Source organism: Pseudomonas sp. LPB4.O, assembly GCF_038383825.1.
In the GTDB taxonomy this organism is placed as follows: Bacteria; Pseudomonadota; Gammaproteobacteria; order Pseudomonadales; family Pseudomonadaceae; genus Aquipseudomonas; species Aquipseudomonas putida.
In genome coordinates, this window is the sequence record NZ_CP151298.1 from 747,761 (window position 1) to 770,366 (window position 22,606).

21 protein-coding genes are annotated in these 22,606 nt (G+C 62.5%); 13 read left to right on the plus strand and 8 right to left on the minus strand.

Annotated features, from left to right (window positions below):
- Positions 1-176: 176 nt before the first annotated feature.
- Positions 177-4,007: an EAL domain-containing protein gene (locus MRBLPB4O_RS03385; RefSeq protein WP_341797517.1), complete on the minus strand. Its 3,831-nt coding sequence runs from the start codon at positions 4,005-4,007 to the stop codon at positions 177-179.
- A gap of 247 nt (positions 4,008-4,254) precedes the next feature.
- On the opposite strand from MRBLPB4O_RS03385, the gene MRBLPB4O_RS03390 reads away from it, so the two are divergent.
- From MRBLPB4O_RS03390 to gdhA, 3 genes are all read left to right on the plus strand, one after another.
- Positions 4,255-4,668: a hypothetical protein gene (locus MRBLPB4O_RS03390; protein WP_341797518.1), complete on the plus strand. Its 414-nt coding sequence runs from the start codon at positions 4,255-4,257 to the stop codon at positions 4,666-4,668.
- A gap of 291 nt (positions 4,669-4,959) precedes the next feature.
- Positions 4,960-6,627 carry an energy-dependent translational throttle protein EttA gene (gene ettA / locus MRBLPB4O_RS03395; protein WP_016501553.1) on the plus strand — a complete coding sequence of 556 codons (1,668 nt, stop codon included), beginning with the start codon at positions 4,960-4,962 and terminating at the stop codon, positions 6,625-6,627.
- Positions 6,628-6,848: 221 nt separating this feature from the next.
- Entirely contained in the window at positions 6,849-8,189 is a 1,341-nt protein-coding gene (gene gdhA / locus MRBLPB4O_RS03400) for an NADP-specific glutamate dehydrogenase (protein ID WP_341797519.1), read from the plus strand.
- A gap of 33 nt (positions 8,190-8,222) precedes the next feature.
- On the opposite strand, the gene MRBLPB4O_RS03405 is transcribed toward gdhA, so the two are convergent.
- From MRBLPB4O_RS03405 to MRBLPB4O_RS03420, 4 genes are all read right to left on the minus strand, one after another.
- A complete protein-coding gene (locus tag MRBLPB4O_RS03405) occupies positions 8,223-8,720 on the minus strand; it encodes a GreA/GreB family elongation factor (protein ID WP_341797520.1) in 498 nt (165 codons plus the stop codon).
- A 68-nt stretch (positions 8,721-8,788) separates the two neighbouring features.
- Positions 8,789-9,145, minus strand: coding sequence for a lipoprotein (locus MRBLPB4O_RS03410; RefSeq protein WP_041167873.1), 357 nt, complete (start codon positions 9,143-9,145; stop codon positions 8,789-8,791).
- Between the two features lie 91 nt (positions 9,146-9,236).
- On the minus strand, positions 9,237-11,090 hold the full coding sequence (locus tag MRBLPB4O_RS03415; protein ID WP_341797521.1) for a DUF4105 domain-containing protein: 1,854 nt from the start codon (positions 11,088-11,090) through the stop codon (positions 9,237-9,239).
- A gap of 72 nt (positions 11,091-11,162) precedes the next feature.
- Positions 11,163-11,651, minus strand: coding sequence for a DUF3015 domain-containing protein (locus MRBLPB4O_RS03420; RefSeq protein WP_016501548.1), 489 nt, complete (start codon positions 11,649-11,651; stop codon positions 11,163-11,165).
- Between the two features lie 251 nt (positions 11,652-11,902).
- Here MRBLPB4O_RS03420 and MRBLPB4O_RS03425 point away from each other — a divergent pair, with 251 nt between their 5' ends.
- The 5 genes from MRBLPB4O_RS03425 to MRBLPB4O_RS03445 all read left to right on the plus strand — a co-directional run bounded on the left by MRBLPB4O_RS03425 (position 11,903) and on the right by MRBLPB4O_RS03445 (position 16,662).
- Positions 11,903-14,341 (plus strand): AAA family ATPase, encoded by a 2,439-nt coding sequence (locus MRBLPB4O_RS03425; protein WP_341797522.1) that lies wholly within the window; start codon positions 11,903-11,905, stop codon positions 14,339-14,341.
- A 161-nt stretch (positions 14,342-14,502) separates the two neighbouring features.
- Positions 14,503-14,841 (plus strand): hypothetical protein, encoded by a 339-nt coding sequence (locus MRBLPB4O_RS03430; protein ID WP_016484826.1) that lies wholly within the window; start codon positions 14,503-14,505, stop codon positions 14,839-14,841.
- A 195-nt stretch (positions 14,842-15,036) separates the two neighbouring features.
- The gene (locus tag MRBLPB4O_RS03435) at positions 15,037-15,525 is read left to right on the plus strand and encodes a TIGR00645 family protein (protein ID WP_016501546.1); all 489 of its coding nucleotides are present in this window, start codon (positions 15,037-15,039) and stop codon (positions 15,523-15,525) included.
- 128 nt (positions 15,526-15,653) lie between these two features.
- The gene (locus MRBLPB4O_RS03440; RefSeq protein ID WP_016501545.1) at positions 15,654-15,959 is read left to right on the plus strand and encodes a DUF6482 family protein; all 306 of its coding nucleotides are present in this window, start codon (positions 15,654-15,656) and stop codon (positions 15,957-15,959) included.
- Between the two features lie 85 nt (positions 15,960-16,044).
- Positions 16,045-16,662, plus strand: coding sequence for an FKBP-type peptidyl-prolyl cis-trans isomerase (locus MRBLPB4O_RS03445; protein WP_132846719.1), 618 nt, complete (start codon positions 16,045-16,047; stop codon positions 16,660-16,662).
- Between the two features lie 137 nt (positions 16,663-16,799).
- On the opposite strand, the gene MRBLPB4O_RS03450 is transcribed toward MRBLPB4O_RS03445, so the two are convergent.
- The 3 genes from MRBLPB4O_RS03450 to MRBLPB4O_RS03460 all read right to left on the minus strand — a co-directional run bounded on the left by MRBLPB4O_RS03450 (position 16,800) and on the right by MRBLPB4O_RS03460 (position 18,607).
- A complete protein-coding gene (locus tag MRBLPB4O_RS03450; RefSeq protein ID WP_016484829.1) occupies positions 16,800-17,045 on the minus strand; it encodes a hypothetical protein in 246 nt (81 codons plus the stop codon).
- A gap of 84 nt (positions 17,046-17,129) precedes the next feature.
- Complete coding sequence (locus tag MRBLPB4O_RS03455) at positions 17,130-17,471, minus strand: zinc ribbon domain-containing protein YjdM (protein ID WP_019470643.1); 342 nt, start codon at positions 17,469-17,471, stop codon at positions 17,130-17,132.
- Between the two features lie 167 nt (positions 17,472-17,638).
- On the minus strand, positions 17,639-18,607 hold the full coding sequence (locus MRBLPB4O_RS03460; RefSeq protein WP_016501544.1) for a polyprenyl synthetase family protein: 969 nt from the start codon (positions 18,605-18,607) through the stop codon (positions 17,639-17,641).
- 244 nt (positions 18,608-18,851) lie between these two features.
- Here MRBLPB4O_RS03460 and rplU point away from each other — a divergent pair, with 244 nt between their 5' ends.
- The 5 genes from rplU to MRBLPB4O_RS03485 all read left to right on the plus strand — a co-directional run bounded on the left by rplU (position 18,852) and on the right by MRBLPB4O_RS03485 (position 22,539).
- Positions 18,852-19,166, plus strand: a complete 315-nt coding sequence (rplU, locus tag MRBLPB4O_RS03465) for a 50S ribosomal protein L21 (RefSeq protein ID WP_003247466.1) — start codon at positions 18,852-18,854, stop codon at positions 19,164-19,166.
- Positions 19,167-19,204: 38 nt separating this feature from the next.
- Positions 19,205-19,462, plus strand: coding sequence for a 50S ribosomal protein L27 (rpmA, locus tag MRBLPB4O_RS03470; RefSeq protein WP_003247464.1), 258 nt, complete (start codon positions 19,205-19,207; stop codon positions 19,460-19,462).
- 188 nt (positions 19,463-19,650) lie between these two features.
- Positions 19,651-20,877, plus strand: coding sequence for an Obg family GTPase CgtA (cgtA, locus tag MRBLPB4O_RS03475; protein ID WP_016501543.1), 1,227 nt, complete (start codon positions 19,651-19,653; stop codon positions 20,875-20,877).
- Positions 20,878-20,962: 85 nt separating this feature from the next.
- Positions 20,963-22,081 carry a glutamate 5-kinase gene (proB, locus tag MRBLPB4O_RS03480; RefSeq protein ID WP_016501542.1) on the plus strand — a complete coding sequence of 373 codons (1,119 nt, stop codon included), beginning with the start codon at positions 20,963-20,965 and terminating at the stop codon, positions 22,079-22,081.
- The gene (locus MRBLPB4O_RS03485) at positions 22,078-22,539 is read left to right on the plus strand and encodes a CreA family protein (protein WP_016501541.1); all 462 of its coding nucleotides are present in this window, start codon (positions 22,078-22,080) and stop codon (positions 22,537-22,539) included. Before proB ends, MRBLPB4O_RS03485 begins: the two co-directional genes overlap by 4 nt.
- The last annotated feature ends 67 nt before the right edge of the window (positions 22,540-22,606 follow it).

Here is a 22,606-nt window from a genome sequence, read left to right on the forward strand (position 1 = left end):
GGGGCATTCTAACCGATTGATTCGCGGCTGGCATATGAAGTGGCATCAAGTCGCGGACCAATGGGGCTCATGTTGCATCCCGCGCCGTATCTGGGCTGGGTGGGTGCCGGAGCTGACTCTCAGGTCCATTTTTTGGGGCGCATATGCCCGGCGATGAGGCCAGTGCAGGTACCGCATCAATGGAACATGAACAGTGTCTCGTTGGAGAACTGCGCCTCGAACTGGTGTGCCGGCATCGGCCGCCCGAACAGGTAGCCCTGCACTTCGTCGCAGCCATGCTCGCGCAGGAACTCCAGCTGCTCGTGGGTTTCAACGCCCTCGGCGATTACCGCCAGGTTGAGGCTGTGGGCCATGGCGATGATCGCCCGGGCTATCTGCGCGTCCTGCTCGCCCTCGGGCAGGCCGTCGACAAAGGTGCGGTCGATCTTCAGCACGTCGATGGGGAACTGCTTGAGGTAGTTGAGCGATGAGTAGCCGGTGCCGAAGTCGTCAACCGCAATGCTCAGGCCCAGGTTTTTCAGGCTGGCCAGAATCTGCAGCGCCTCGTTCACCTCGCGCATCAGGATACTTTCGGTCAGCTCCAGCTCAAGGCAGGCCGGCGGCAGGCCGCTTTCTTCAAGAATGTTGGCAATCCGCGTGCCCAGCTGGCCGTCGGAGAACTGTCGTGCCGAAATGTTCACCGACACCTTCGGCACCCGCACCTTCGCCTTGTGCCAGGCCTTGAGCTGGCGGCTGGCCTCGCGCAGCACCCAGTCACCCACGTCCACCACCAGGCCCAGTTCCTCGATCACCGGGATAAAGTCGCCCGGCGGCACCAGGCCCCGGGTGGGGTGGCGCCAGCGCAGCAGTGCTTCGGCGCCGGTCAGGCGCTTGCCGTCGCCGCTGAATTGCGGCTGGTAGTAAAGAATGAACTCGTTCTGCTCCATGGCGTGGCGCAGGTCGCTTTCCAGCTCCAGGCGCTCCAGGGCGCTGGCGTTCATCTCGGCCTGGTAGAACTGGAAGTTGTTCTTGCCGCGTTCCTTGGCGTGGTACATGGCGGTGTCGGCGTTTTTCATCAGCTGGCTCAGCTCACTGCCATCCTGCGGGCTGAGGGCGATGCCGATACTGGCCGTCACGAAGAACTCGCGGTTTTCCAGTACAAACGGCCGCACCAGGCTGCCGAGGATGTTCTCGGCCACGTGGATGGCGCGGTTCAGCGCCAGTTCGCGGCTGGCGCGCGGTTGCAGCAACAGGGTGAACTCGTCGCCGCCCATGCGCGCCACAGTGTCGTCGTCATCCACGCAGGCTAGCAGGCGCAGGGCCATGTCCTTGAGCATGCGGTCGCCGGCGGCATGGCCGAGGGAGTCGTTGATCGGCTTGAAACGGTCGAGGTCGAGGAACATCAGCACCACCCACGCCTTCTGCCGCTCGGCCTGCTGCAGCGCGTTGTACAGGCGGTCCTGGAACAGCGTGCGGTTGGGCAGGTGGGTGAGGGCGTCGTAGTAGGCCAGGCGGTGGATGCGCTGTTCGCTGGCCTTGCGTTCGCTGATGTCGGTGAAGAAGCACACGTAGCTGGCCAGGTCGCCTTCGTCGTCCAGTACCGCAGTAATGCCGACCCATGCCGGGTAGTGGTCGCCGTCACGGCGCTTGAGCCACACCTCGCCCTCCCAACTGCCGCGCTGGTGCAGTTGCTTTACCACATAGCGCAGGTGGCCTTCCTGCTGTTCGTCGACGGTGAGCATGCCCGGCAATTGGTCGAGCACTTCACTGACGGCGTAACCGCTGACGCGGCTGAACGCCTCGTTGGCCTGCACGATATAACCGGCCGGGTCGGTGATGAGAATGGCCGAAGTGGAATGCTCGAACACCGTCGCGGCCATGCGCAGGTCTTTTTCGGCGCGGCGTTGCTGGCTGATGTCACGGCCTACCCCAAGCACACCCTCGAAGCGCTGGTCGTCGTCCCACACCAGCACCAGGCGCAGCTCGATTGGGATCTTGCGGCCATCGCCGCGCAGGCAGTCGAACACGAACAGCTGGGTCGGCAGCTGGCTGCGCAGTTGGGCCAGCTGAACCGGGTCGCTCATGGCCTTGCTCACGCGCTCCATCAGGCTGTAGATGCCGGTGAGTTGGGCCGGGTTGGCGATGATCGACTGCCAGCCGTTGGCAAAAATCCAGTCGGCCTGGTAGCCCAGCACGCTCTGCACCGAAGGGCTGACATAGTTGAGCTTGAGCAGGCTGTCGGTGGAGAAGATCACGTCGCTGATGCTTTCGGCGAGCATGCGGTAGCGCTGTTCGCTGTCGCGCAGCGACTGGCTGGCCTCTATCTGCACCGTCACGTCCTTGCCCACGCCGATGATGCGCGTTACCAAGCCTTCGGCGTCTCGGGTCAGCACCTGCTCGCGGATGTCATAGCAGCGCCAGCCGCCATCACGGTGGCGAAAGCGTAACTGGCAGTGCAGCGGGTGGTCATGGCCGCTATCGCGCTGTTGCTGGCGCAGGGCCTGATAGTGCGCGGCGTCTTCGGGGTGCAGCAGCAATTCCCAGAAGCGGTCGCCCATTTGTGCAAGCTCGGTGCGGTCGTAACCCAGGGTCTGGCCCAGGTGGCGATTGCTGAAGATCATCCGCTGGCTGAGCACGTCCTGCACGTACAGTTGGTCGGGGACGGTGCGCACCACGTCCGACCAGAAGCTTTCGCGCTCCAGCAGCGACAGCTCTACCTGCTTGCGGCTGGTGATGTCGCTGATGCTGAGAATGACCGCCTGGTAGTCGCGGCGCTGCTGCGGCAGGCGTGCCATCAGCCACAGGTGCAGCTCGCCGCCCAGCGGCGCCGGCAGGCGTACTTCCAGCTCCAGCAGTGGCCGTTGTTCGATCAGCGCGTCGATCAGTTGCATGCCGATGCTGTCGCGGCCATCGCCCGTGCCGTCGATCAGCCGCTGCCAGGCACCTTCGTGGCAGTTGATGTTCAGCAACTGGCGCGCAACCTGGTTGACCTCGGTGATTTTCAGCTCCAGCAGCAGCGAGCGGCGCAGGTTCGGGTCCAGGGCCAGGCTGTGCTTGAGCGCGGCGCGGTTGCGCAGGTGGTAGCGGTCGAGCTGGCTGGGCAAGCTGGACAGGTCGAGCACACACAAGGCCACGCCGGTGCCTTCGAAAATTTCCTGGTAGCGCCGGCGGTCCTCCTGCAGCGCGCGCTGGCGGCGGCGCATGTTGATCAGGGCCAGCACTGGCAGCAGGGCGCAGAACAGCACCAGCAGGCATTTGCCGATCAGTGCAGGCAGCAGTTTCTGCTGGGTCAGCTGGGCGTCGAACAGGCCGCGCAGCTGCCAGGTGCTGTTGTCGATAAAGGCCAGCATCACGCTCTGTAGCGGCTCGCTGCCGGTGTCGGCCGGCGCGTGGCGTTGCAGTACCTCGCCGCTGCGGCTGTTTTCCAGCAGCCACAGGGGGTGGCCGGCGCCATCGAGGTGGACGGTGAGGGTGCGATAGTAGTCCGGCGAAAGGCGCAGCAGCCAGAAGCCACGGTCCTGCTCGGGGGACTGACGCAGTAGCAGATAGAGGGTGCGGTTGTCGGCGGAATTGGTGAAGAAGTACGGGCGGCCCTGGTTCAGTGTGAGCAACTCGTCAAGCAACTTCCGGTCAGGGCTGCCGGCCAGGCTGTCGCCGCGCAGTTGCCCTGCGCTGTCCAGCCAGGCCACGCTCTGCAGGGCAGGCAGGCGCTCGCGCAAGGTATGCACAAGGCCCGGCAGGGCGTCGGGCGTCGGCGGATTGACGTAAGGCTGCATCACATTTACCGCCTGCTGCGCCTTGAACGCCATGTTCAGGCTCAGGTGGTCGGCCAGTTCCGCGGTGGCGTCCAGGCTTTGTTTGCGCAGGTCGGCCTGGGTGTGGTTGAACTGGGCAAAAAGCTGCCACAGCAGCAGGCCTAGCAGTATCAGGGCAAGCATCGCCAGCGCACCCTTGACCGACCCGCGCAGGGTAGCGGCGGGCGCCTGTGACGCGGTACGCAATGTCGACGGATGAGTAAGGTTGGTCAAGCGTTGATCCTGCGATTGGGCTGGCGATGGCAGGGAAGCATCATGCACGGTGTATGCCGGTGTCTGGTGGCGCACAACGGTGGCGCACTATAAGGCCGGACACCCGAAACCGGCTAGCATGCCTAGGATTATGGCAAAGTGCCAGCCGTGTTGACCGATGGTGCCGGCCCGGTGGTTCGGCAAGCCCCTGCAACCTGTGCGAGAATAGCGCCCGCTATACATGACAACGCATCGGAGATGTTCGGTTTTGGTTACTCACTTTTCCTCCAATGGCCTCGATTCCGCCTGTGGGCGCAGCAGTCAGACCCTTGTCAGCACTGCCGTGACCGAGGACGTATCCTGCAAGTCTTGCCAGCGCTCGCTGGTCAAACCTGACGCTGGCGCCAGCGCCAAGAGCAAAGCGCCCTCGCTGGCTGAACTGCGCAAGACCGCCAAGGCGGCAGCAGCGCCAGCGCCGGCAGAGGCGGCGGTCAAGCCTGCTGCCAAGGTGGTCAGCACTGCGCCTGCGGCTGCCAAACCGGCCAAACCTGCCAATGTGGCCGAGCAGCAACCTGCCCGCAGCGGCGGCTTCAGCGTGAAGTCCGCCTGGGCCGCGCGCCTGGCCGGGCAGGGCGACCGTTGCCGTTTGCCGCGGGGCAAGGCCAAACAGCGCCACGTCTGAGCCATCTCGGCTGCTGTGCCGGCCGTTTCGCGGGCACGCCCGCTCCCACAGGGATCACGGATTGCTCAGGCCCTGTGGTGAACCTGTGGGAGCGGGCGTGCCCGCGAAGAGGCCGGTACAGGCAATAGCATCTTCTCTGGGATCCCCCCACCCTCGACCCCTCCTATGCAACGCCGCGCGTTGGCGTAGAATGGTCGACTTTGTTCAATGACACCCGAACACGCATCCCCCTGGCCATGCTGCCTGGGCGATCGTCGATGTCTTTACCTATCTGAATTAGAGGGCTTGGTTTTGGCTCAATACGTCTACACCATGCATCGGCTGAGCAAGGTCGTGCCGCCGAAGCGGGAAATTCTCAAGAACATTTCCCTGTCGTTCTTCCCGGGCGCCAAGATTGGCGTGCTCGGCCTGAACGGCGCCGGTAAATCGACCCTGCTGCGGATCATGGCGGGCGTCGACAAGGAATTCGACGGCGAAGCCCGTCCGATGCCCGACATCAACGTTGGCTACCTGCCGCAGGAGCCACAACTGGACCCGACCAAGACCGTGCGTGAAGTGGTCGAGGAAGCGGTCAGCGTGATCAAGGACGCCCAGGCCCGCCTGGACGAGGTCTACGCCGCCTACGCCGACCCGGATGCCGACTTCGACAAGCTGGCCGCCGAGCAGGCCAAGCTGGAAGCCATCCTGCAGGCCGCCGACGGCCACAACCTGGAGCGTCAGCTGGACGTGGCCGCCGACGCCCTGCGCCTGCCGGCCTGGGACGCAAAAATCGAACACCTGTCCGGTGGTGAAAAGCGCCGTGTGGCCCTGTGCCGCCTGCTGCTGTCGGCCCCCGACATGCTGCTGCTCGACGAACCGACCAACCACCTGGATGCCGATTCGGTGGCGTGGCTTGAGCGCTTCCTGCACGACTTCCCAGGCACTGTGGTAGCCATTACCCACGACCGTTACTTCCTCGACAACGTCGCTGGCTGGATCCTGGAACTGGACCGCGGCGCCGGCATCCCGTACGAAGGCAACTACTCGGGCTGGCTGGAAGCCAAGTCGGACCGTCTGGCGCAGGAATCCAAGCAGCAGAGCGCCCACGAGAAGGCCATGAAAGAGGAACTGGAGTGGGTGCGCAAAGGCGCCAAGGCTCGCCAGTCCAAATCCAAGGCCCGTCTGCAGCGCTTCGAAGAAATGCAGTCGCAGGAATTCCAGAAACGCAGCGAGACCAACGAGATCTACATCCCGGCTGGTCCGCGCCTGGGCGACAAGGTCATCGAGTTCAAGAACGTCTCCAAAGGCTACGGCGACCGCGTGCTGATCGACAACCTGTCGTTCGCCATGCCTAAAGGCGCCATCGTCGGCGTGATCGGTGGTAACGGTGCCGGTAAGTCGACCCTGTTCCGCATGCTGATGGGCAAGGAACAGCCGGACTCGGGCAGCATCGAGATCGGTGAAACCGTGCAACTGGCCTGCGTGGACCAGAGCCGCGAAGACCTGGACGGCGCCAAGACCGTGTTCCAGCAGATTTCTGACGGTTCCGACCAGATCCGCATCGGCAACTACGAGATCCCGTCGCGTACTTACGTTGGCCGCTTCAACTTCAAAGGTGGCGACCAGCAGAAGTTCGTCAAGGACCTGTCCGGTGGTGAGCGTGGCCGCCTGCACCTGGCCCTGACCCTGAAGGAGGGCGGTAACGTCCTGCTGCTCGACGAACCGTCCAACGACCTCGACGTCGAAACCCTGCGTTCGCTGGAAGAAGCCCTGCTGGACTTCCCGGGCGCTGCGATCGTGATTTCCCACGACCGTTGGTTCCTGGACCGTGTGGCTACCCACATCCTGGCGTACGAAGACGACTCGAACGTGGTGTTCTTCGAAGGCAACTACACCGAGTATGAAGCTGACCGCAAGAAGCGCCTGGGCGATGCTGCTGCCCAGCCGCACCGTGTACGGCACAAGAAACTGGCCCAGTAAGCCGGTTTTTTGATGCACAAGAATGGGGCCCTTGGTGGCCCCATTTTCGTGCTTCGCTCAAACGGGAAAACAGCTGATCGAGCGCGTGCTTTGTATACACTTATATAAAACGCACCAAATAATTTCAAAAAAACGACATTTCGCCCTATTCCAGTGCGATTGCTTCTTGGTACATTCGAAAAAAAACCAATAAGTCCAATCCTCTTGGTGAGATGTCTACCATGATCGAATCTGTCGACCATTTCCTTGCACGCCTGCAACAGCGTGACCCCGGCCAACCGGAATTCCACCAGGCGGTGGAAGAGGTGCTACGCACTTTGTGGCCGTTCCTTGAAGCCAACCCCCACTACCTGCAATCGGGCATCCTCGAGCGTATGGTCGAGCCTGAGCGCGCGGTGCTGTTCCGCGTTTCCTGGGTCGATGACCAGGGCAAGGTGCAGGTCAACCGCGGCTACCGCATCCAGATGAGCAGCGCCATCGGCCCGTACAAGGGCGGCCTGCGCTTCCACCCGTCGGTGAACCTCAGCGTGCTGAAGTTCCTGGCCTTTGAGCAGGTGTTCAAGAACTCCCTGACCTCGCTGCCCATGGGCGGCGGCAAGGGCGGCTCGGACTTCGACCCGAAAGGCAAGAGCGACGCCGAAGTGATGCGCTTCTGCCAGGCGTTCATGAGCGAGCTGTACCGTCACATCGGCGCTGACTGCGACGTACCGGCCGGCGACATCGGCGTGGGTGCCCGCGAAATCGGCTTCATGTTTGGCCAGTACAAGCGCCTGGCCAACCAGTTCACGTCGGTGCTGACCGGTAAAGGCATGACCTACGGCGGCAGCCTGATCCGCCCGGAAGCCACCGGCTTCGGCTGCGTGTACTTCGCCGAAGAAATGCTCAAGCGCCAGGACAAGCGTATCGACGGCCGCCGCGTGGCGGTTTCCGGCTCGGGCAACGTGGCCCAGTATGCGGCGCGTAAAGTGATGGACCTGGGCGGCAAGGTGATCTCGCTGTCCGACTCCGAAGGCACCCTGTACGTCGAAGCCGGCCTGTCCGATGCCCAGTGGGACGCCTTGATGGAGCTGAAGAACGTCAAGCGTGGCCGCCTGAGCGAACTGGCCGGGCAGTACGGCCTGGAGTTCCGCAAGGGCCAGACCCCGTGGAGCCTGCCGTGCGACATCGCCCTGCCGTGCGCCACGCAGAACGAGCTGGGCGCCGAAGACGCCCGCACCCTGCTGCGCAACGGCTGCATCTGCGTGGCCGAAGGCGCCAACATGCCGACCACTCTCGAAGCTGTGGATATCTTCCTGGACGCCGGCATCCTGTATGCCCCGGGCAAAGCCTCCAACGCCGGCGGCGTGGCTGTGTCGGGCCTGGAAATGTCGCAGAACGCCATGCGCCTGCTGTGGACTGCCGGGGAAGTGGACAGCAAGCTGCACAACATCATGCAGTCGATTCATCATGCTTGCGTGCACTACGGTGAAGAAGCGGATGGCCGTATCAACTACGTCAAAGGTGCGAACATCGCAGGCTTTGTGAAAGTGGCTGATGCGATGCTGGCCCAAGGCGTAGTCTGACCTGAAGTTTTTGGGGGCCGCACGGCGGCCTCCTCAGGGCTCACCCTCGATCCCGACCACTTCAATCACCTGATCCCCCACCGGCCGCCGCCAAACCACTTCATCCCCAGGCCCCGCGCCCAGCAACGCCCGCCCCAGCGGCGAACCCCAGTTGATCAACCCCCGCCCGGCATCCGATTCGTCCTCGCCCACCAGTTGCACCACCTGCTCCTGGTCCTTGGCATCGACAAACCGCACCCGGCTACCAATCTGCACCTTGCTGTGTGAGGTGGCTGCCGGCACCACCTGGGCACTCTGCACTCGCGCACTGAAGTAACGCAGGTCCCGCTCGGTATCGGCCAGCCGCTGCTTGTCGCCACGTTCGCCCTGCGCCTGCAGTTCGCTGCGCAAGGCATTAAGCTCGGCCACGCGGGCCTGGAGCTGGCGCAGGCCGTTTGCGGTGACGTAGTTGGGTTGTTCGCTGACGCGACGCTCGACCGGCTGGTCGGCCTGGGCGGCAGCCTGGTCTTCGTTGACGAATGCTCGGCTCATGCAGGGCCTCCTATGTGCAGGAGACCATCATGGCAGGCCGCCGGTTTCAAGGAATGTCCGTTTGCGACTCAGTTGTGGCGATAAGCCTTGGCGGCGCCGCGGTCCTTTTCCTGCTCCCAATCGCGGTCGCGCTGGTCCCAGAAGCGTTCGTGGTACTCGCGCTGTTCTTCACTGTTCTGCATGGCATGACACTGGCGGAAGCCGTCGTCCCAGCCGGTTTCGTACTGGCGTTCGTGCAGGTAGCGCGGCACGTTCTTGCTGAAGCCGCCCACCATCAGCCCGGCCGCCTGCCGGCCGCTGCTGCAGCCATCCTCAAAGCCATCGGCATAGGCAGGGGGGTAACCATGGTTGAGCATCTGCTCGTGAGTGGTTTCGCAACCTGACAGCAACAACGCAATGCACACGCCGAACCAGTACCGCGACATGACCACCAGACCCTCCCGTAGATAGTGGAAAGTCTAGGTGGCCATTTGTCGAGGAGCTGTCAAAACGGTGTCAAAGAGTCGATTGGATCACTCAGTAGTGGTACCACTTCAATTCGAGCATTATCTCGTTCTGTGCGGTAGCCAGGTGGCTGAACTCGCGCGAGGCACTCAACCGCAGCCCCAGGTTCTGGCTGAGCTCCCACTGCTGGTTCAAGCTCACACTGCGCCGCACTTCGCCGTTGGTGAAGTAATCACCCTTGGCCTCCAGCGTCAGGTTGCCCAAGCCGTTGCGCCACAGCAGGCCGCCATTGAACCCCGCCGCCGGGGCAATGAACTGGGCGAAGTCGTTGTGATGCTCGACCCGCACCGTACCCAGAGCAAAACCCAGCAACCCGTCGGCCAGTTGCCAGGTGCCACCGGCGCCGCCGTTCACGTGGCTTACCAGCACCTCGTCATCATGCTTGCCCGGCACTCGCTCCAGGCCGCCGGCCACCTGCCACGACCAGGGTTTGAGCAGCTCGTTACGAGGTGTCAGCGAGCGAATGGTAGCCAGGTCCAGGCGCTGCACCTGCCAGTCATTACCCTCGTACTGGCGCACCTTCAGCTGCAGGATCTCGATTTGTGCCCCCAGCGGGAAGCCGTAGGCATTGTCGTTCAGGTCGTGGTAGGCCATGCGCAGGCCGTACTCGGCGTAGGCGCGGTCTTCACGGGTGCCCACGCCCAGTTGCCAGGTGCGTGAGTCATGGCCATCCTCGGGCAGGCCGGGGCGCTCGATCTGCAAGGGCGGCGGCGGGTTGCTGTTGATCGCCCGCAGCAGCTCAAAGCTGCGTTTCGCCTGCCCAGGGTCGCGTTCCTGGCCATTGGCCCGGTAACGCTCAAGGCGATAGGCGGCGTCTTGTACCAACGCCTGGCGTTCGCGGGGCAGGGCCTTGAACTCAGGGCTCTGCAACTTTGCAGTGTTGGCACTCACGGCCAGCACCTGACGCTTTTCGTCGTGGTCCAGTGGCTCCGCCCGGGCCAGCAACTCACGTTCGCGGGAAGGGCGGTAGACCTCGCTGGCGACCAGGCCGGACTGTTTCACGGCCTTGACCGTATCGGTCGGGATGGCGGTCAGCGGGAACTGCGAGGTCAGGTCCAGGCTTGGCCGAGCCACTTGCAGCAGCTCCAGCAGCCGATAGGAGCAGTTTTCGTCGAAGAAGAAGTAGTCGAACTGGATCTGCTTCAACTCCCACACATGCTCGACCATGCGCCCGGTTTCTTCGGGGGTGAGGTCCAGCTGGTATTCCCACAGGTCGCGGTTTTCCAGGCTGCGGTATTCGGACAGTTTTTCCTGGTAGGGCATCAGCGCGAACAGCCCTGGGTAGCCGCCCATCAGGCCCTTCCAGGCGTACAGGATGCTGTTGTCGCTGCCTTCGATGTAGGCGCCGAAGTTGATCGCGTAGCTCAGCAGCGTGGTGTCGTCGTTGCGGGTGCTGGACTGGTCGATGCGCAGCAGGGTGTGGCCGAACATTGACGAGGGGCTGTTCAGGTAGGCCGCCGGGAAGATCAACGCGGCGCTGTGCGGGTCGATGGACTGGTACCAGGTCTTGAACTCCTGGCAGTCCGGCTGCGGCAAGCCTTGCAGGTCGAGCTGCTCGCGCAGCCAGCGGGTACGCGCGGGGAACACGCACTGCGCGTGCTTGTCGCCGAGGCTGGCCGGGGCATACAGCGCTTCGACCGTGGCTTGCAGCTCTTGGTCGGGGTGGTGCGCACCGTCCTCGGCGAGGAAGAAGGCATCATCATCCACATAGCTACGCCAGCCGCCGAGCTTGGCGGTTTCGTAGTGACCAATGGCGTGCCAGTAAGGGGTATTGGCCAGTTGCTGGAGACGGCCTTGATCCAGCACGGGCGCGGCATGAACAGGGGCGCAGGCACACAGCGCCAGGGAAGCGAGGCGTTTGAGCATATCGGGCAACTACTTCTTCACGATGCCGAAAAAGGCGAAACCCGCCCCCGTGGGGGGCGGGAACAGCAGTGCTTAGGCCTCGGTAGCGTATTTGGCCAGGCGTGGGTCGCTCTTCAGAACGGCCAGGGTGTTGGTGTGGACAGTTTCGGCAGTGACATCGGCGCTGCTGAAGATCTGGTTGAAGTGCTGGTGGGTAACCGAGTTGAAGTAGACGCGGTCTTCCGGGGCCACGCCAAGCACTACGGCATAGGTGGTCAGTGCTTCGCCCTGGCCCATGGCCATGTCTTCGGACAGCTCGTTCATCATGCCATTCATGGCAAACCAGGACTTGCCGCCGTAGGTCAGCGAAGCCTTGGTCGAGCAGCCGTTGGTGCCGGAGGTCATGCCGAAGGTGGCGTTACCGGATGTGCCGTTGGTGGTAGAAGCCAGGAAGTGTGCCGGAGTGCCACGCTGGCCTTCGAACAGCATGTTGCCCCAACCGCAGTTCGGGCCGCCTGGCGCTTCGGCCATGGCGTTCAGCGAGACCACGGTGAACAGAGTACCCAGAAGAATCCGTTTCATAGCATTTGTTCTCTTTGTCTTAACCAAGGGTCAGGGTTTCTGGCAACTCGGTTGCCAGGTCGGGAAAGCTTTTCACCCACCCGCGCAGCTTGGAGTTTAGGCACGATCTAAAGGTTGCGTTGTTGATTGCGAAAAATTTGCTGTGACATGACCTGCACCGGCTGCGACATAAAGTCCCATGGAGCCTTGCAAGGCGCGCGCGGGCAGCGCCAGAATGCTGCTCATCTGCCCCGCCGAAGTAAGGAAACCCAATGCCCGATCCTGTCGCTGCGCGCCTGCGTCTCGCGCCTGAAGCCCTGACCCGGCGTTTCTCCCCCGAGCAGTTTGCCTTTACCCATACCGACGATCTGGAGCCGTTTCGCGGAGTACTGGGCCAGGAACGTGCTGTCGAGGCCCTGCAGTTCGGCGTGGCCATGCCGCGCCCCGGTTACAATGTGTACGTGATGGGCGAGCCCGGCACTGGGCGCTTCTCGTTCGTCAAGCGCTACCTCAAGGCTGAGGGCAAGCGCCAGCAGACCCCGGCCGACTGGGTCTACGTCAACCACTTCGACGATACCCGGGAACCCCGCGCGCTGGAGCTGCCGTCTGGCAGCGCTGCCGAGTTCATCAGCGACATGGGCGGATTGATCGACAACCTGCTGTCCACCTTCCCGGCAGTGTTCGAGCACCCCTCGTACCAACAGAAGAAAGGCGCTATCGACCGTGCCTTCAACCAGCGCTACGACCGTGCCCTGGATGTAATCGAGCGGGCCTCGCTGGAAAAGGACGTCGCTTTGTACCGCGACGCCAGCAACGTCGCCTTCACGCCGATGGCCGATGGCAAGGCGTTGGATGAAGCCGAGTTCGCCCAGTTGCCGGAAGCGGTGCGCGAGCAGTTCCACCAAGACATTGCCTCGCTCGAGGAACAGCTGAACGAAGAGCTGGCCAGCCTGCCGCAATGGAAGCGCGAGTCGAACAACCAGCTGCGCCAGCTCAACGAAGAAACCATCACCCTGGCCTTGCAGCCGTTGCTCGCGCCGCTGTCGGAAAAGTACGCCGAGAACGCAGCGGTGTGCGCCTACCTGCAGTCGGTGCAGCTGAACCTGCTGCGCACCGTGGTCGAGCAACTGGTCGACGACAGCAAGACCGACGCCGCTGCGCGCAAGCTGCTTGAAGAGCAGTACGCTCCAAGCCTGGTGGTCGGCCACCATGCCGCCGGGGGCGCGCCGGTCGTGTTCGAGCCGCACCCGACGTACGACAACCTGTTCGGCCGTATCGAATACAGCACCGACCAGGGCGCGCTTTACACTTCGTACCGCCAGTTGCGCCCAGGCGCGTTGCACCGTGCCAACGGCGGCTTCCTGATTCTTGAAGCCGAGAAAATGCTCGGCGAGCCGTTCGTGTGGGATGCGCTCAAGCGTGCGCTGCAGTCGCGCAAGCTGAAGATGGAGTCACCCATCGGTGAACTGGGCCGTGTGGCCAGCGTCAGCCTTCAGCCGCAGATGATTCCGCTGAACGTGAAACTGGTGATCATCGGCTCACGCCAGCTGTACTACGCGCTGCAGGACCACGACCCGGACTTCCAGGAGATGTTCCGCGTGCTGGTGGACTTCGACGAAGACATGCCCATGGTCGACGAGAACCTGGAGCAGTTCGCCCAGCTGTTGCGCACCCGTACCAACGAAGAGGGCATGGCGCCGCTGACAAGTGACGCGGTAGCACGCCTGGCCACCTACAGCGCCCGCCTGGCAGAGAACCAGTCACGCCTGTCGGCGCGTATCGGCGACCTGTTCCAGCTGGTCAGCGAAGCCGATTTCATCCGTCAGCTGGCCAGTGACGAAATGACCGACGCCGGGCATATCGAACGTGCGCTCAAGGCCAAGGCCACCCGCACCGGGCGTGTTTCGCAGCGGGTGCTGGACGACATGCTGGCCGGCATCATCCTGATTGATACCGAAGGGGCGGCCATCGGCAAGTGCAACGGCCTGACCGTGCTGGAAGTGGGCGATTCGGCGTTCGGTATGCCGGCCCGTATCTCTGCCACCGTGTACCCGGGCGGCAGCGGCATTGTCGACATCGAACGCGAGGTCAACCTTGGCCAGCCGATCCACTCCAAGGGTGTGATGATCCTCACCGGATACCTGGGCAGCCGCTATGCCCAGGAATTCCCGCTGGCGATTTCCGCGAGTATCGCCCTGGAGCAGTCCTACGGTTATGTGGACGGTGATAGCGCCTCGCTGGGCGAAGCGTGCACGCTGATCTCGGCCTTGTCGCGCACGCCGCTCAAGCAGTGCTTCGCCATCACCGGTTCCATCAACCAGTTTGGTGAAGTGCAGGCCGTGGGCGGGGTCAACGAGAAGATCGAGGGCTTCTTCCGCCTGTGCGAGGCGCGTGGCCTGACCGGCGAGCAGGGGGTGATCATTCCGCGTGCCAACGTAGCCACCCTCATGCTCGACGAGCGCGTGCTGCAGGCTGTGGAGAACGGCATGTTCCACGTTTACGCGGTCAGCCAGGCCGATGAGGCGCTGAGCCTGCTGGTGGGCGAGGAGGCCGGGGTACTTGATGACCAGGGCCTGTTTACCGAGGGCAGCGTCAACGCCCGGGTGGTGGAACGCCTGCGTGAAATCGCCGAAATGATCAGCGAGGAAGACATCGAGAAGGCAGAAAAAGAACGCCTGGAAGAGGTGATTGCCCAGGCCAAACCGGCCTGAGTCAATAAACCGGCGCTGGCGGCGATGTGCTACCGTTCAGCGCCGGTTTTCCATCTTTTTGTGCTGTTATTCTATGCTGGAACTTAAGGACGGTATCAGCGTTCAGGATGGAAACAGCCTGGTGTTCAGGCTGAACAAGGCTTATTGGAGGGGACGCGGCCATGCGCAACCTCAGCCTCACACGCCAGTGCCTGGGCCTGGTGACCCGCATCGAATGCAGCATTCGCCCACTGGCCGGGGATAACGGCATGTGGACGCTGCTGTTCGCCGCCGGCATGGCCGGTGAGCAACCTTCCGCGATCAAGGCTCAAGGGCCGTTTCATGGGCCGTTGGTGGCCGAATCGGTGCTTAACGCCATTGTCGACAGCCTGACCTTGCATGGCTACCAGGTATCCGAAGACCCGCAGATCTGGTGCTTGCACCTGCAGGCCCAGTTGCGCCGGATCAATGGCGAGCGGTGCCGGAATCTGGGGGATTATCAGTTTCATCCTGAGACCTGATTGATGCCGGGGGCCGCTTTGCGGCCCATTCGCAGCACAAGGCTGCTCCTACAGGAGATCGCGGTCGGTTGTAGGAGCAGCCTTGTGCTGCGAATGGGCTGCAAAGCAGCCCCATTCACCGGGCTTTTGCTGTAACAGGTGGCTGGCTATACTCGCTGTCGTTTTTTTAGTCACCTGACGAGTCCCAAACCCTCCATGGAACGTATTCTCGAAAACGCGATGTATGCCTCGCGCTGGCTGCTCGCCCCCATCTACTTCGGCCTGTCCCTCGGCCTGCTGGCCCTGGCGCTGAAATTCTTTCAGGAAGTGGTCCACGTCCTGCCCAACGTCTTTGCCTTGAGCGAAGCTGACCTGATCCTGGTGATCCTCTCGCTGATCGACATGTCGCTAGTGGGTGGCCTGCTGGTGATGGTGATGATCTCCGGCTACGAGAACTTCGTCTCGCAACTGGACATCGACGACAGCAAGGAAAAGCTCAACTGGCTGGGCAAGATGGACTCCTCGTCGCTGAAGATGAAGGTGGCTGCGTCGATCGTGGCGATTTCGTCCATTCACCTGCTGCGGGTGTTCATGGATGCGCAGAACATCTCCACCGACTACCTGATGTGGTACGTGATCATCCACATGACCTTTGTGGTTTCGGCGTTCTGCATGGGCTACCTGGACAAGCTGACCAAGCACTGAGCCCCGTTGTTGCCTGCACCGCCCGTCTGTTGCAAAACGGACGGGCGGTGTCGTTTCTGGCTTGTGCTTTCGGCCCGCCTGTACGAAAAATGAGCACTCATGCGTGGTTCTCATCGCGAGGTGCTTACATGAACCTGCATCAGCTCAATCTCGAGGCCAGGGCTGGCCATGTCGACGAAGTGAACCTGATCGCCATCGAAGGCGGCGATTACCTCATTGAAGCCCGGCTCAAAGGCCGCGCCCACCCGCTGTCTGACACCCGTGGCGAGCGTTTGCGCGTGCACTCGGTGGAGGATGCCCGCAAGTTGCTGCAAACCATCCCCATGGTCTCGATGAACCTGGTGCACTGGTCGGTGCAGGATGAAATGTGCGGCATGGGTTCGCACCCGGAAGAAGACCTCAAGGTGCCGATTTCCCAGCGTTCGGCCTGGTAGCTGCTCGCAGCTCATCAGTGTGCTAGGCTGCTCGCCCTTTTCATCAAGGGCGCGGCTGCACTGCGCCCTGCAGTGGAGCACGACAATGTCCGAACTCAACCTGTCTACCGACGAAACGCGCGTCAGCTACGGTATCGGCCGTCAGCTGGGCGGCCAGCTGCGCGACAACCCGCCACCAGGCGTAAGCCTGGAAGCCATCCTGGCCGGCCTGACCGACGCCTTCAACGGCGCCGACAGCCGCGTCAGCGAAGCCGACCTGTCGGCCAGCTTCAAAGTGATCCGCGACATCATGCAAGCCGAAGCGGCTGCCAAGGCTGAAGCAGCTGCTGGCGCTGGCAAGGAATTCCTGGCTGAAAACGCCAAGCGTGAAGGCATCACCACCCTGGCTTCGGGCCTGCAGTTCGAAGTACTGACCGCAGGTGAAGGCGCCAAGCCGACTCGCGAAGACAACGTGCGTACGCACTACCACGGCACCCTGATCGACGGCACCGTGTTCGACAGCTCCTACGAGCGTGGCCAGCCGGCTGAATTCCCGGTTGGTGGCGTGATTGCTGGCTGGACCGAAGCCCTGCAGCTGATGAATGCCGGCAGCAAATGGCGCCTGTACGTGCCGAGCGAGCTGGCCTACGGCGCCCAAGGCGTTGGCAGCATCCCGCCGCACAGCGTGCTGGTGTTCGACGTCGAGCTGCTCGACGTTCTGTAATACCGCTTGGGGCCGCGTTGCGGCCCATTCGCGGCACAAGGCCGCTCCTGCAGGGGTACGCATTTTCCCATGGACATGCGTACCCCTGCAGGAGCGGCCTTGTGCCGCGAACGAGGGCGAAGCACTCGCCAGATCTGTCAGTTCCAGTCTGTTCCCATCGGGCGCAATGCCCGCGCATAGCAGAACAGAAACAGATTGCGCACCAGCTCCTTGAGCACCCCCGGTTCACTCGAATTCAGCCCGCTCATGTCCAGGTCGCCCTGGTCACGCAGTTCGTCCAGCGCTTCTTCTTCGAGCACCGCGCACACTTCGCCGGTTTCGCGATGAAGAATGCGCAGGTAGGGGTGAGGGCGGTCAAGCCAGGCGTCAATCAGATAAGTCATGGCTATTCTCCTTGGATATCAGTCCCAATGAGAATAATTCTTATTATCATAATAGCAAGCGCCTATTGGCCTTTTTTTCTGTAATCAGACTTTGCGAACGAACTCGGACTTCAGTTTCATGGCGCCGATGCCATCGATCTTGCAGTCGATATCGTGGTCGCCGTCGCACAGGCGGATGTTCTTGACCTTGGTGCCGACCTTCACCACCAGGGACGAACCCTTGACCTTGAGGTCCTTGATCACGGTGACAGTGTCGCCATCCTGCAGGACGTTGCCGACCGAGTCTTTCTTCACCGCCTCGTCGCTGGCCGCTTCGGCGTCGCCACTGGCAGACCACTCGTGGGCGCATTCAGGGCAGATCAGCTGAGTGCCATCCTCATAGGTGTACTCGGAATTGCATTTTGGGCAGGGTGGCAGAGTGCTCACTTCGGTTCCTCAAACAAACAGACGGGCGGTTAAAAACCCACATTGTAAAAGGTATTTTTCCAGAAGTGATTATGTCCGGACAAAAAGCATCGCGGGCAAGTTCGCTCCTCCAGGTGACGCAATCCTGTAGGAGCGGGCTTGCCCGCGAATGAAGACGATTCGGTCTGTCAGTGAGTACGCGCGACCGCAAACTCGCTCAGCTCGACCAGGGCATCCCGGTATTCACTGGCCGGCAGCACTTCGAGGCATGCAATGGCGCGCTTCACATAGTCGCGCGCCAGCTCTGCTGTGTACTTAAGCGCGCCCGACGCTTCGACCGCCACGCGGATCTGTTCCAGATCCTCAAGGCCACCTTTCTGGATCGCCTGGCGTACCAGCGCAGCCTGCTCGGCAGTGCCTTCGCGCATGGTGTAGATCAGCGGCAGGGTAGGCTTGCCCTCGGCCAGGTCGTCACCGACGTTCTTGCCCAGGGTTTGCGAGTCGCCCTTGTAGTCCAGCAGGTCGTCGACCAGCTGGAAGGCCACGCCCAGGTGGTCACCGAAGGTGCGCAAGGCTTCGCGCTGCTCGTCGGTGGCTTCGGCCAGCGCGGCGGCGCTGTGGGTCGAGGCTTCGAACAGCATCGCGGTCTTGCCGCGGATGACCTCCATGTAGATTTCCTCGGTGGTGCTGGCATCGCGTACCCGCGACAACTGCAGCACTTCACCTTCGGCAATCACACGGGTGGCCTTGGACAGGATCTGCATGACCGGCATCGAACCCAGTTCGACCATCATTTCGAACGAGCGCGAATAAAGGAAGTCGCCCACCAGCACGCTCGGCGCGTTGCCCCACAGGGCGTTGGCGGTGGAGCGGCCGCGGCGCATGCCGGACATGTCCACCACGTCGTCGTGCAGCAGGGTGGCGGTGTGCAGGAATTCGATGGTGGCAGCCAGCAGGCGCAGGTCGTCGCCTTCGCGGCCCAGGGCCTTGCCACACAGCAGTACCAGCAGGGGACGCAGGCGCTTGCCACCGGCCGACGTGATATAGTCGCCGATCTTCGATACCAGCGGCACGCGCGAGGTCAGCTGCTTCTTGATGATCTCGTCGACGGCGCTGAAATCATCAGCCACCGCGCGGTAGAAGGTTTGGGGTTGCATCGGCTGCTCCAGTGAGGTTGCGCGGCATGCTAGGTCGCGGGTACCGGTGTGTCAAGGCGCGGTGCCAGCGGGCCGGGGGCGGCACTTGCAAGCAAAACCAGGGTTGCGTACAATCGCGCACCCTAACTTCCTGGGCAGCACCTGCCTTACGCAATTGCGCCGGGCCGTTCCAGCCTTGTGCAGCCATGCCAGCCAATACTCATCATATAAAGCGCTGGGTGAGCAGGATTATCGGAGAAATACCATGTCTTACGCAGTAATCGTTACCGGCGGCAAGCAGTACAAAGTCGCTGAAGGTGAATTCCTCAAGATCGAAAAACTGGAAGTCGCCACTGGCGAATCCGTGACTTTCGATCGCGTTCTGCTGGTCGCCAACGGTGAAGAAGTCACCATCGGTGCTCCAGTTGTTGCTGGCGCTAAAGTAGTGGCCGAAGTCGTTTCGCAAGGCCGCCACGACAAGGTTCGCATCATCAAGTTCCGTCGTCGTAAGCACCACATGAAGCGTATGGGCCACCGCCAGTGGTTCACCGAGATCAAAATCACCGGCATCCAGGCTTAATCCCCTAGATCCCCTGAATTTATTTGGAGAATTGAACCATGGCTCACAAGAAGGCTGGTGGTAGTACTCGTAACGGTCGCGACTCAGAATCTAAACGCCTTGGCGTGAAGATGTATGGCGGCCAGGTTATCAAGCCAGGCAACATCATCGTCCGTCAGCGCGGCACTGAATTCCACGCTGGCTACGGCGTTGGCATGGGCAAGGACCACACCTTGTTCGCCAAGATCGAAGGCGTGATCAAGTTCGAGAAGAAAGGCGAGTTCATGCGCCGTTACGTGAGCATCGTCGCCGCTTAATCGCGACGTCGCTCCAGAAGCCCCGTCATGCGACGGGGCTTTTTCGTTTGTGGTGAGCCTCTTGCAAAGCTGTTTGTCTGGGTTGCCGGCGTTGGTTTCTACGGTCGTACGGGGCCGCCGCGCTCATTTTTGCAAGAGCCTCATGTTTTTGATTCATTCAACTCGTCTACCGACGAGAGGCGGTTTTAATGAAGTTTGTTGACGAAGTATCGATTCGGGTCAAGGCCGGTGACGGCGGCAACGGTTGCATGAGCTTCCGTCGCGAGAAGTTCATCGAGAACGGTGGCCCTAACGGCGGTGACGGCGGTGACGGCGGCTCGGTGTACATGGTCGCCGACGAAAACCTGAACACCCTGGTCGACTACCGCTACACCCGTCACCACGAAGCCCAGCGCGGCTCCAATGGTGGCAGCACCGACTGCACCGGCAAGAAGGGTGAAGACCTGTTCCTGCGCGTGCCGGTCGGTACCACCGTGATTGACGCTTCCACCCAGGAAGTGATCGGTGACCTGGTCACCCCTGGCCAGAAGCTGATGGTCGCCCAAGGCGGCTGGCACGGCCTGGGCAACACCCGTTTCAAGTCCAGCACCAACCGTGCACCGCGCCAGACCACGCCAGGCAAGCCGGGTGACCAGCGCGACCTGAAGATGGAAATGAAGGTGTTGGCTGACGTTGGCCTGCTGGGCCTGCCCAACGCCGGCAAGAGTACCTTCATCCGCTCGGTCTCGGCCGCCAAGCCGAAAGTGGCCGACTACCCGTTCACCACCCTGGTGCCAAACCTGGGCGTGGTCAGCGTCGACCGCTGGAAGAGCTTCGTCATCGCCGACATCCCCGGCCTGATCGAAGGTGCTTCCGACGGTGCCGGCCTGGGTATCCGCTTCCTCAAGCACCTGGCGCGCACCCGCGTGCTGCTGCACCTGGTGGACATTGCGCCGCTGGACGAAAGCAGCCCGGCCGATGCTGCCGAAGTGATCGTCAACGAGCTGACCCGCTTCAGCCCGTCGCTGGCCGAGCGTGAGCGTTGGCTGGTACTGAACAAGTCGGACATGGTGATGGACGACGAGCGCGATGAGCGTGTTCAGGAGGTGATCGATCGCCTGGAGTGGGAAGGCCCGGTCTACGTGATCTCGGCGATCTCCAAGCAGGGTACCGACAAGCTCAGCCACGACCTGATGCGCTACCTCGAAGACCGCGCCGACCGCCTGGCCAACGACCCGGCCTACGCCGCCGAGCTGGCCGACCTCGACCAGCGCATTGAAGACGAAGCCCGTGCCCAGCTGCAGGCCCTGGACGACGCGCGTACCCTGCGCCGTACTGGCGTCAAGAGCGTGCACGACATCGGTGACGATGACGCTTGGGACGATGATTTCGAGGACGACGAAGACGGTCCGGAAATCATTTACGTGCGCGACTGACCGGTTGCAGTACACTAAACGCCGCTCTCTGGAGCGGCGTTTTTGTATCCACGGTATCTACAGATTCGACATAGGTTGGAAGAAGATGCGAAGCAAGGTGACGGGCGCCAAGCGCTGGGTCGTGAAGATTGGCAGTGCTCTGCTGACCGCCGATGGCAAGGGCCTCGACCGCGGTGCCATGGCCGTTTGGGTCGAGCAGATGGTCGCGCTGCGTGAGGCAGGCGTGGAGTTGGTACTGGTCTCCTCCGGGGCCGTGGCTGCCGGCATGAGCCAGCTGGGTTGGACTTCGCGACCGAGCGCGATGAACGAGCTGCAGGCCGCTGCCGCGCTCGGCCAGATGCGCCTGGTGCAGGCCTGGGAGTCGAGCTTCGGCGAACACGGCAAGCACACCGCGCAAATCCTGCTGACCCATGACGACCTGTCCGACCGCAAGCGTTACCTGAACGCCCGCAGCACCCTGCGCACCTTGGTCGACCTGGGCGTGGTGCCGGTGATCAACGAAAACGACACCGTGGTCACCGACGAAATCCGCTTCGGCGACAACGACACCCTGGCAGCGCTGGTGGCCAACCTGGTCGAGGCCGACCTGCTGGTGATCCTCACCGACCGCGATGGCATGTTCGACGCCGACCCGCGCAACAACCCCGAAGCCCAGCTGATCTACGAAGCCCGTGCCGACGACCCGACGCTGGATGCCGTGGCCGGTGGTACCGGTGGTGCCCTGGGCCGTGGCGGCATGCAGACTAAACTGCGCGCCGCGCGCCTGGCCGCCCGTTCCGGTGCCCACACCATCATCATCGGTGGCCGCATCGAGCGCGTGCTGGACCGCCTCAAGGCGGGCGAGCGCCTGGGTACCTTGCTTTCGCCCGAGCGCGGCATGCTCGCTGCGCGCAAGCAGTGGCTGGCCGGCCACCTGCAGACCCGTGGCACCCTGGTGCTGGATGCCGGCGCCGTGCAGGCGCTGCGCCAGGCCAACAAGAGCCTGTTGCCGGTTGGCGTGAAGACCGTGCAGGGCAGCTTCCGCCGTGGCGAGATGGTGGTGTGCGTTGGCCCGGACGGTGTTGAAGTGGCCCGTGGGTTGGCCAACTACAGCGCCCTGGAGGCGCAGAAGATCATCGGTCAGTCGTCCGATGGTATCGAGTCGATCCTTGGCTATAGCGCTGAGCCCGAGCTGGTACACCGTGACAATCTGGTGCTGGTATGAGCCTGTTCAAGCGAGTGATTACCGTAGTGGCGCTGGCGCTGCCAATGCTGGCCGGGGCCGAGGAAGTCGGCCAGGTGTCCACTGTCTTCAAGTTCCTGGGGCCGAACGACCGCATCGTGGTCGAAGCGTTTGACGACCCCAAGGTGGAGGGCGTGACCTGCTACCTGTCGCGGGCCAAGACTGGCGGCATGAAGGGTGGCCTGGGGCTGGCGGAGGACCGTGCGGAGGCGTCGATTGCCTGCCGTCAGGTCGGGCCGATCAACTTCAAGGGTGAGTTGAAAGACGGCGAGGAAGTGTTCAAGGAACGCACCTCGCTGGTGTTCAAGACCATGCAGGTGGTGCGCTTCCTGGACAAGAAGCGCAATACGCTGGTGTACCTGGTGTACAGCGACCGCATGATCGAAGGCAGCCCGCAGAACGCAGTGACCGCGATTCCGATCTTGCCTTGGGCGCATTGATAGCCTGGTAGATTGCCGGGAGGCCTTCGGCCTCCATTCGCGGCACAAGGCCGCTCCTACAGGGATA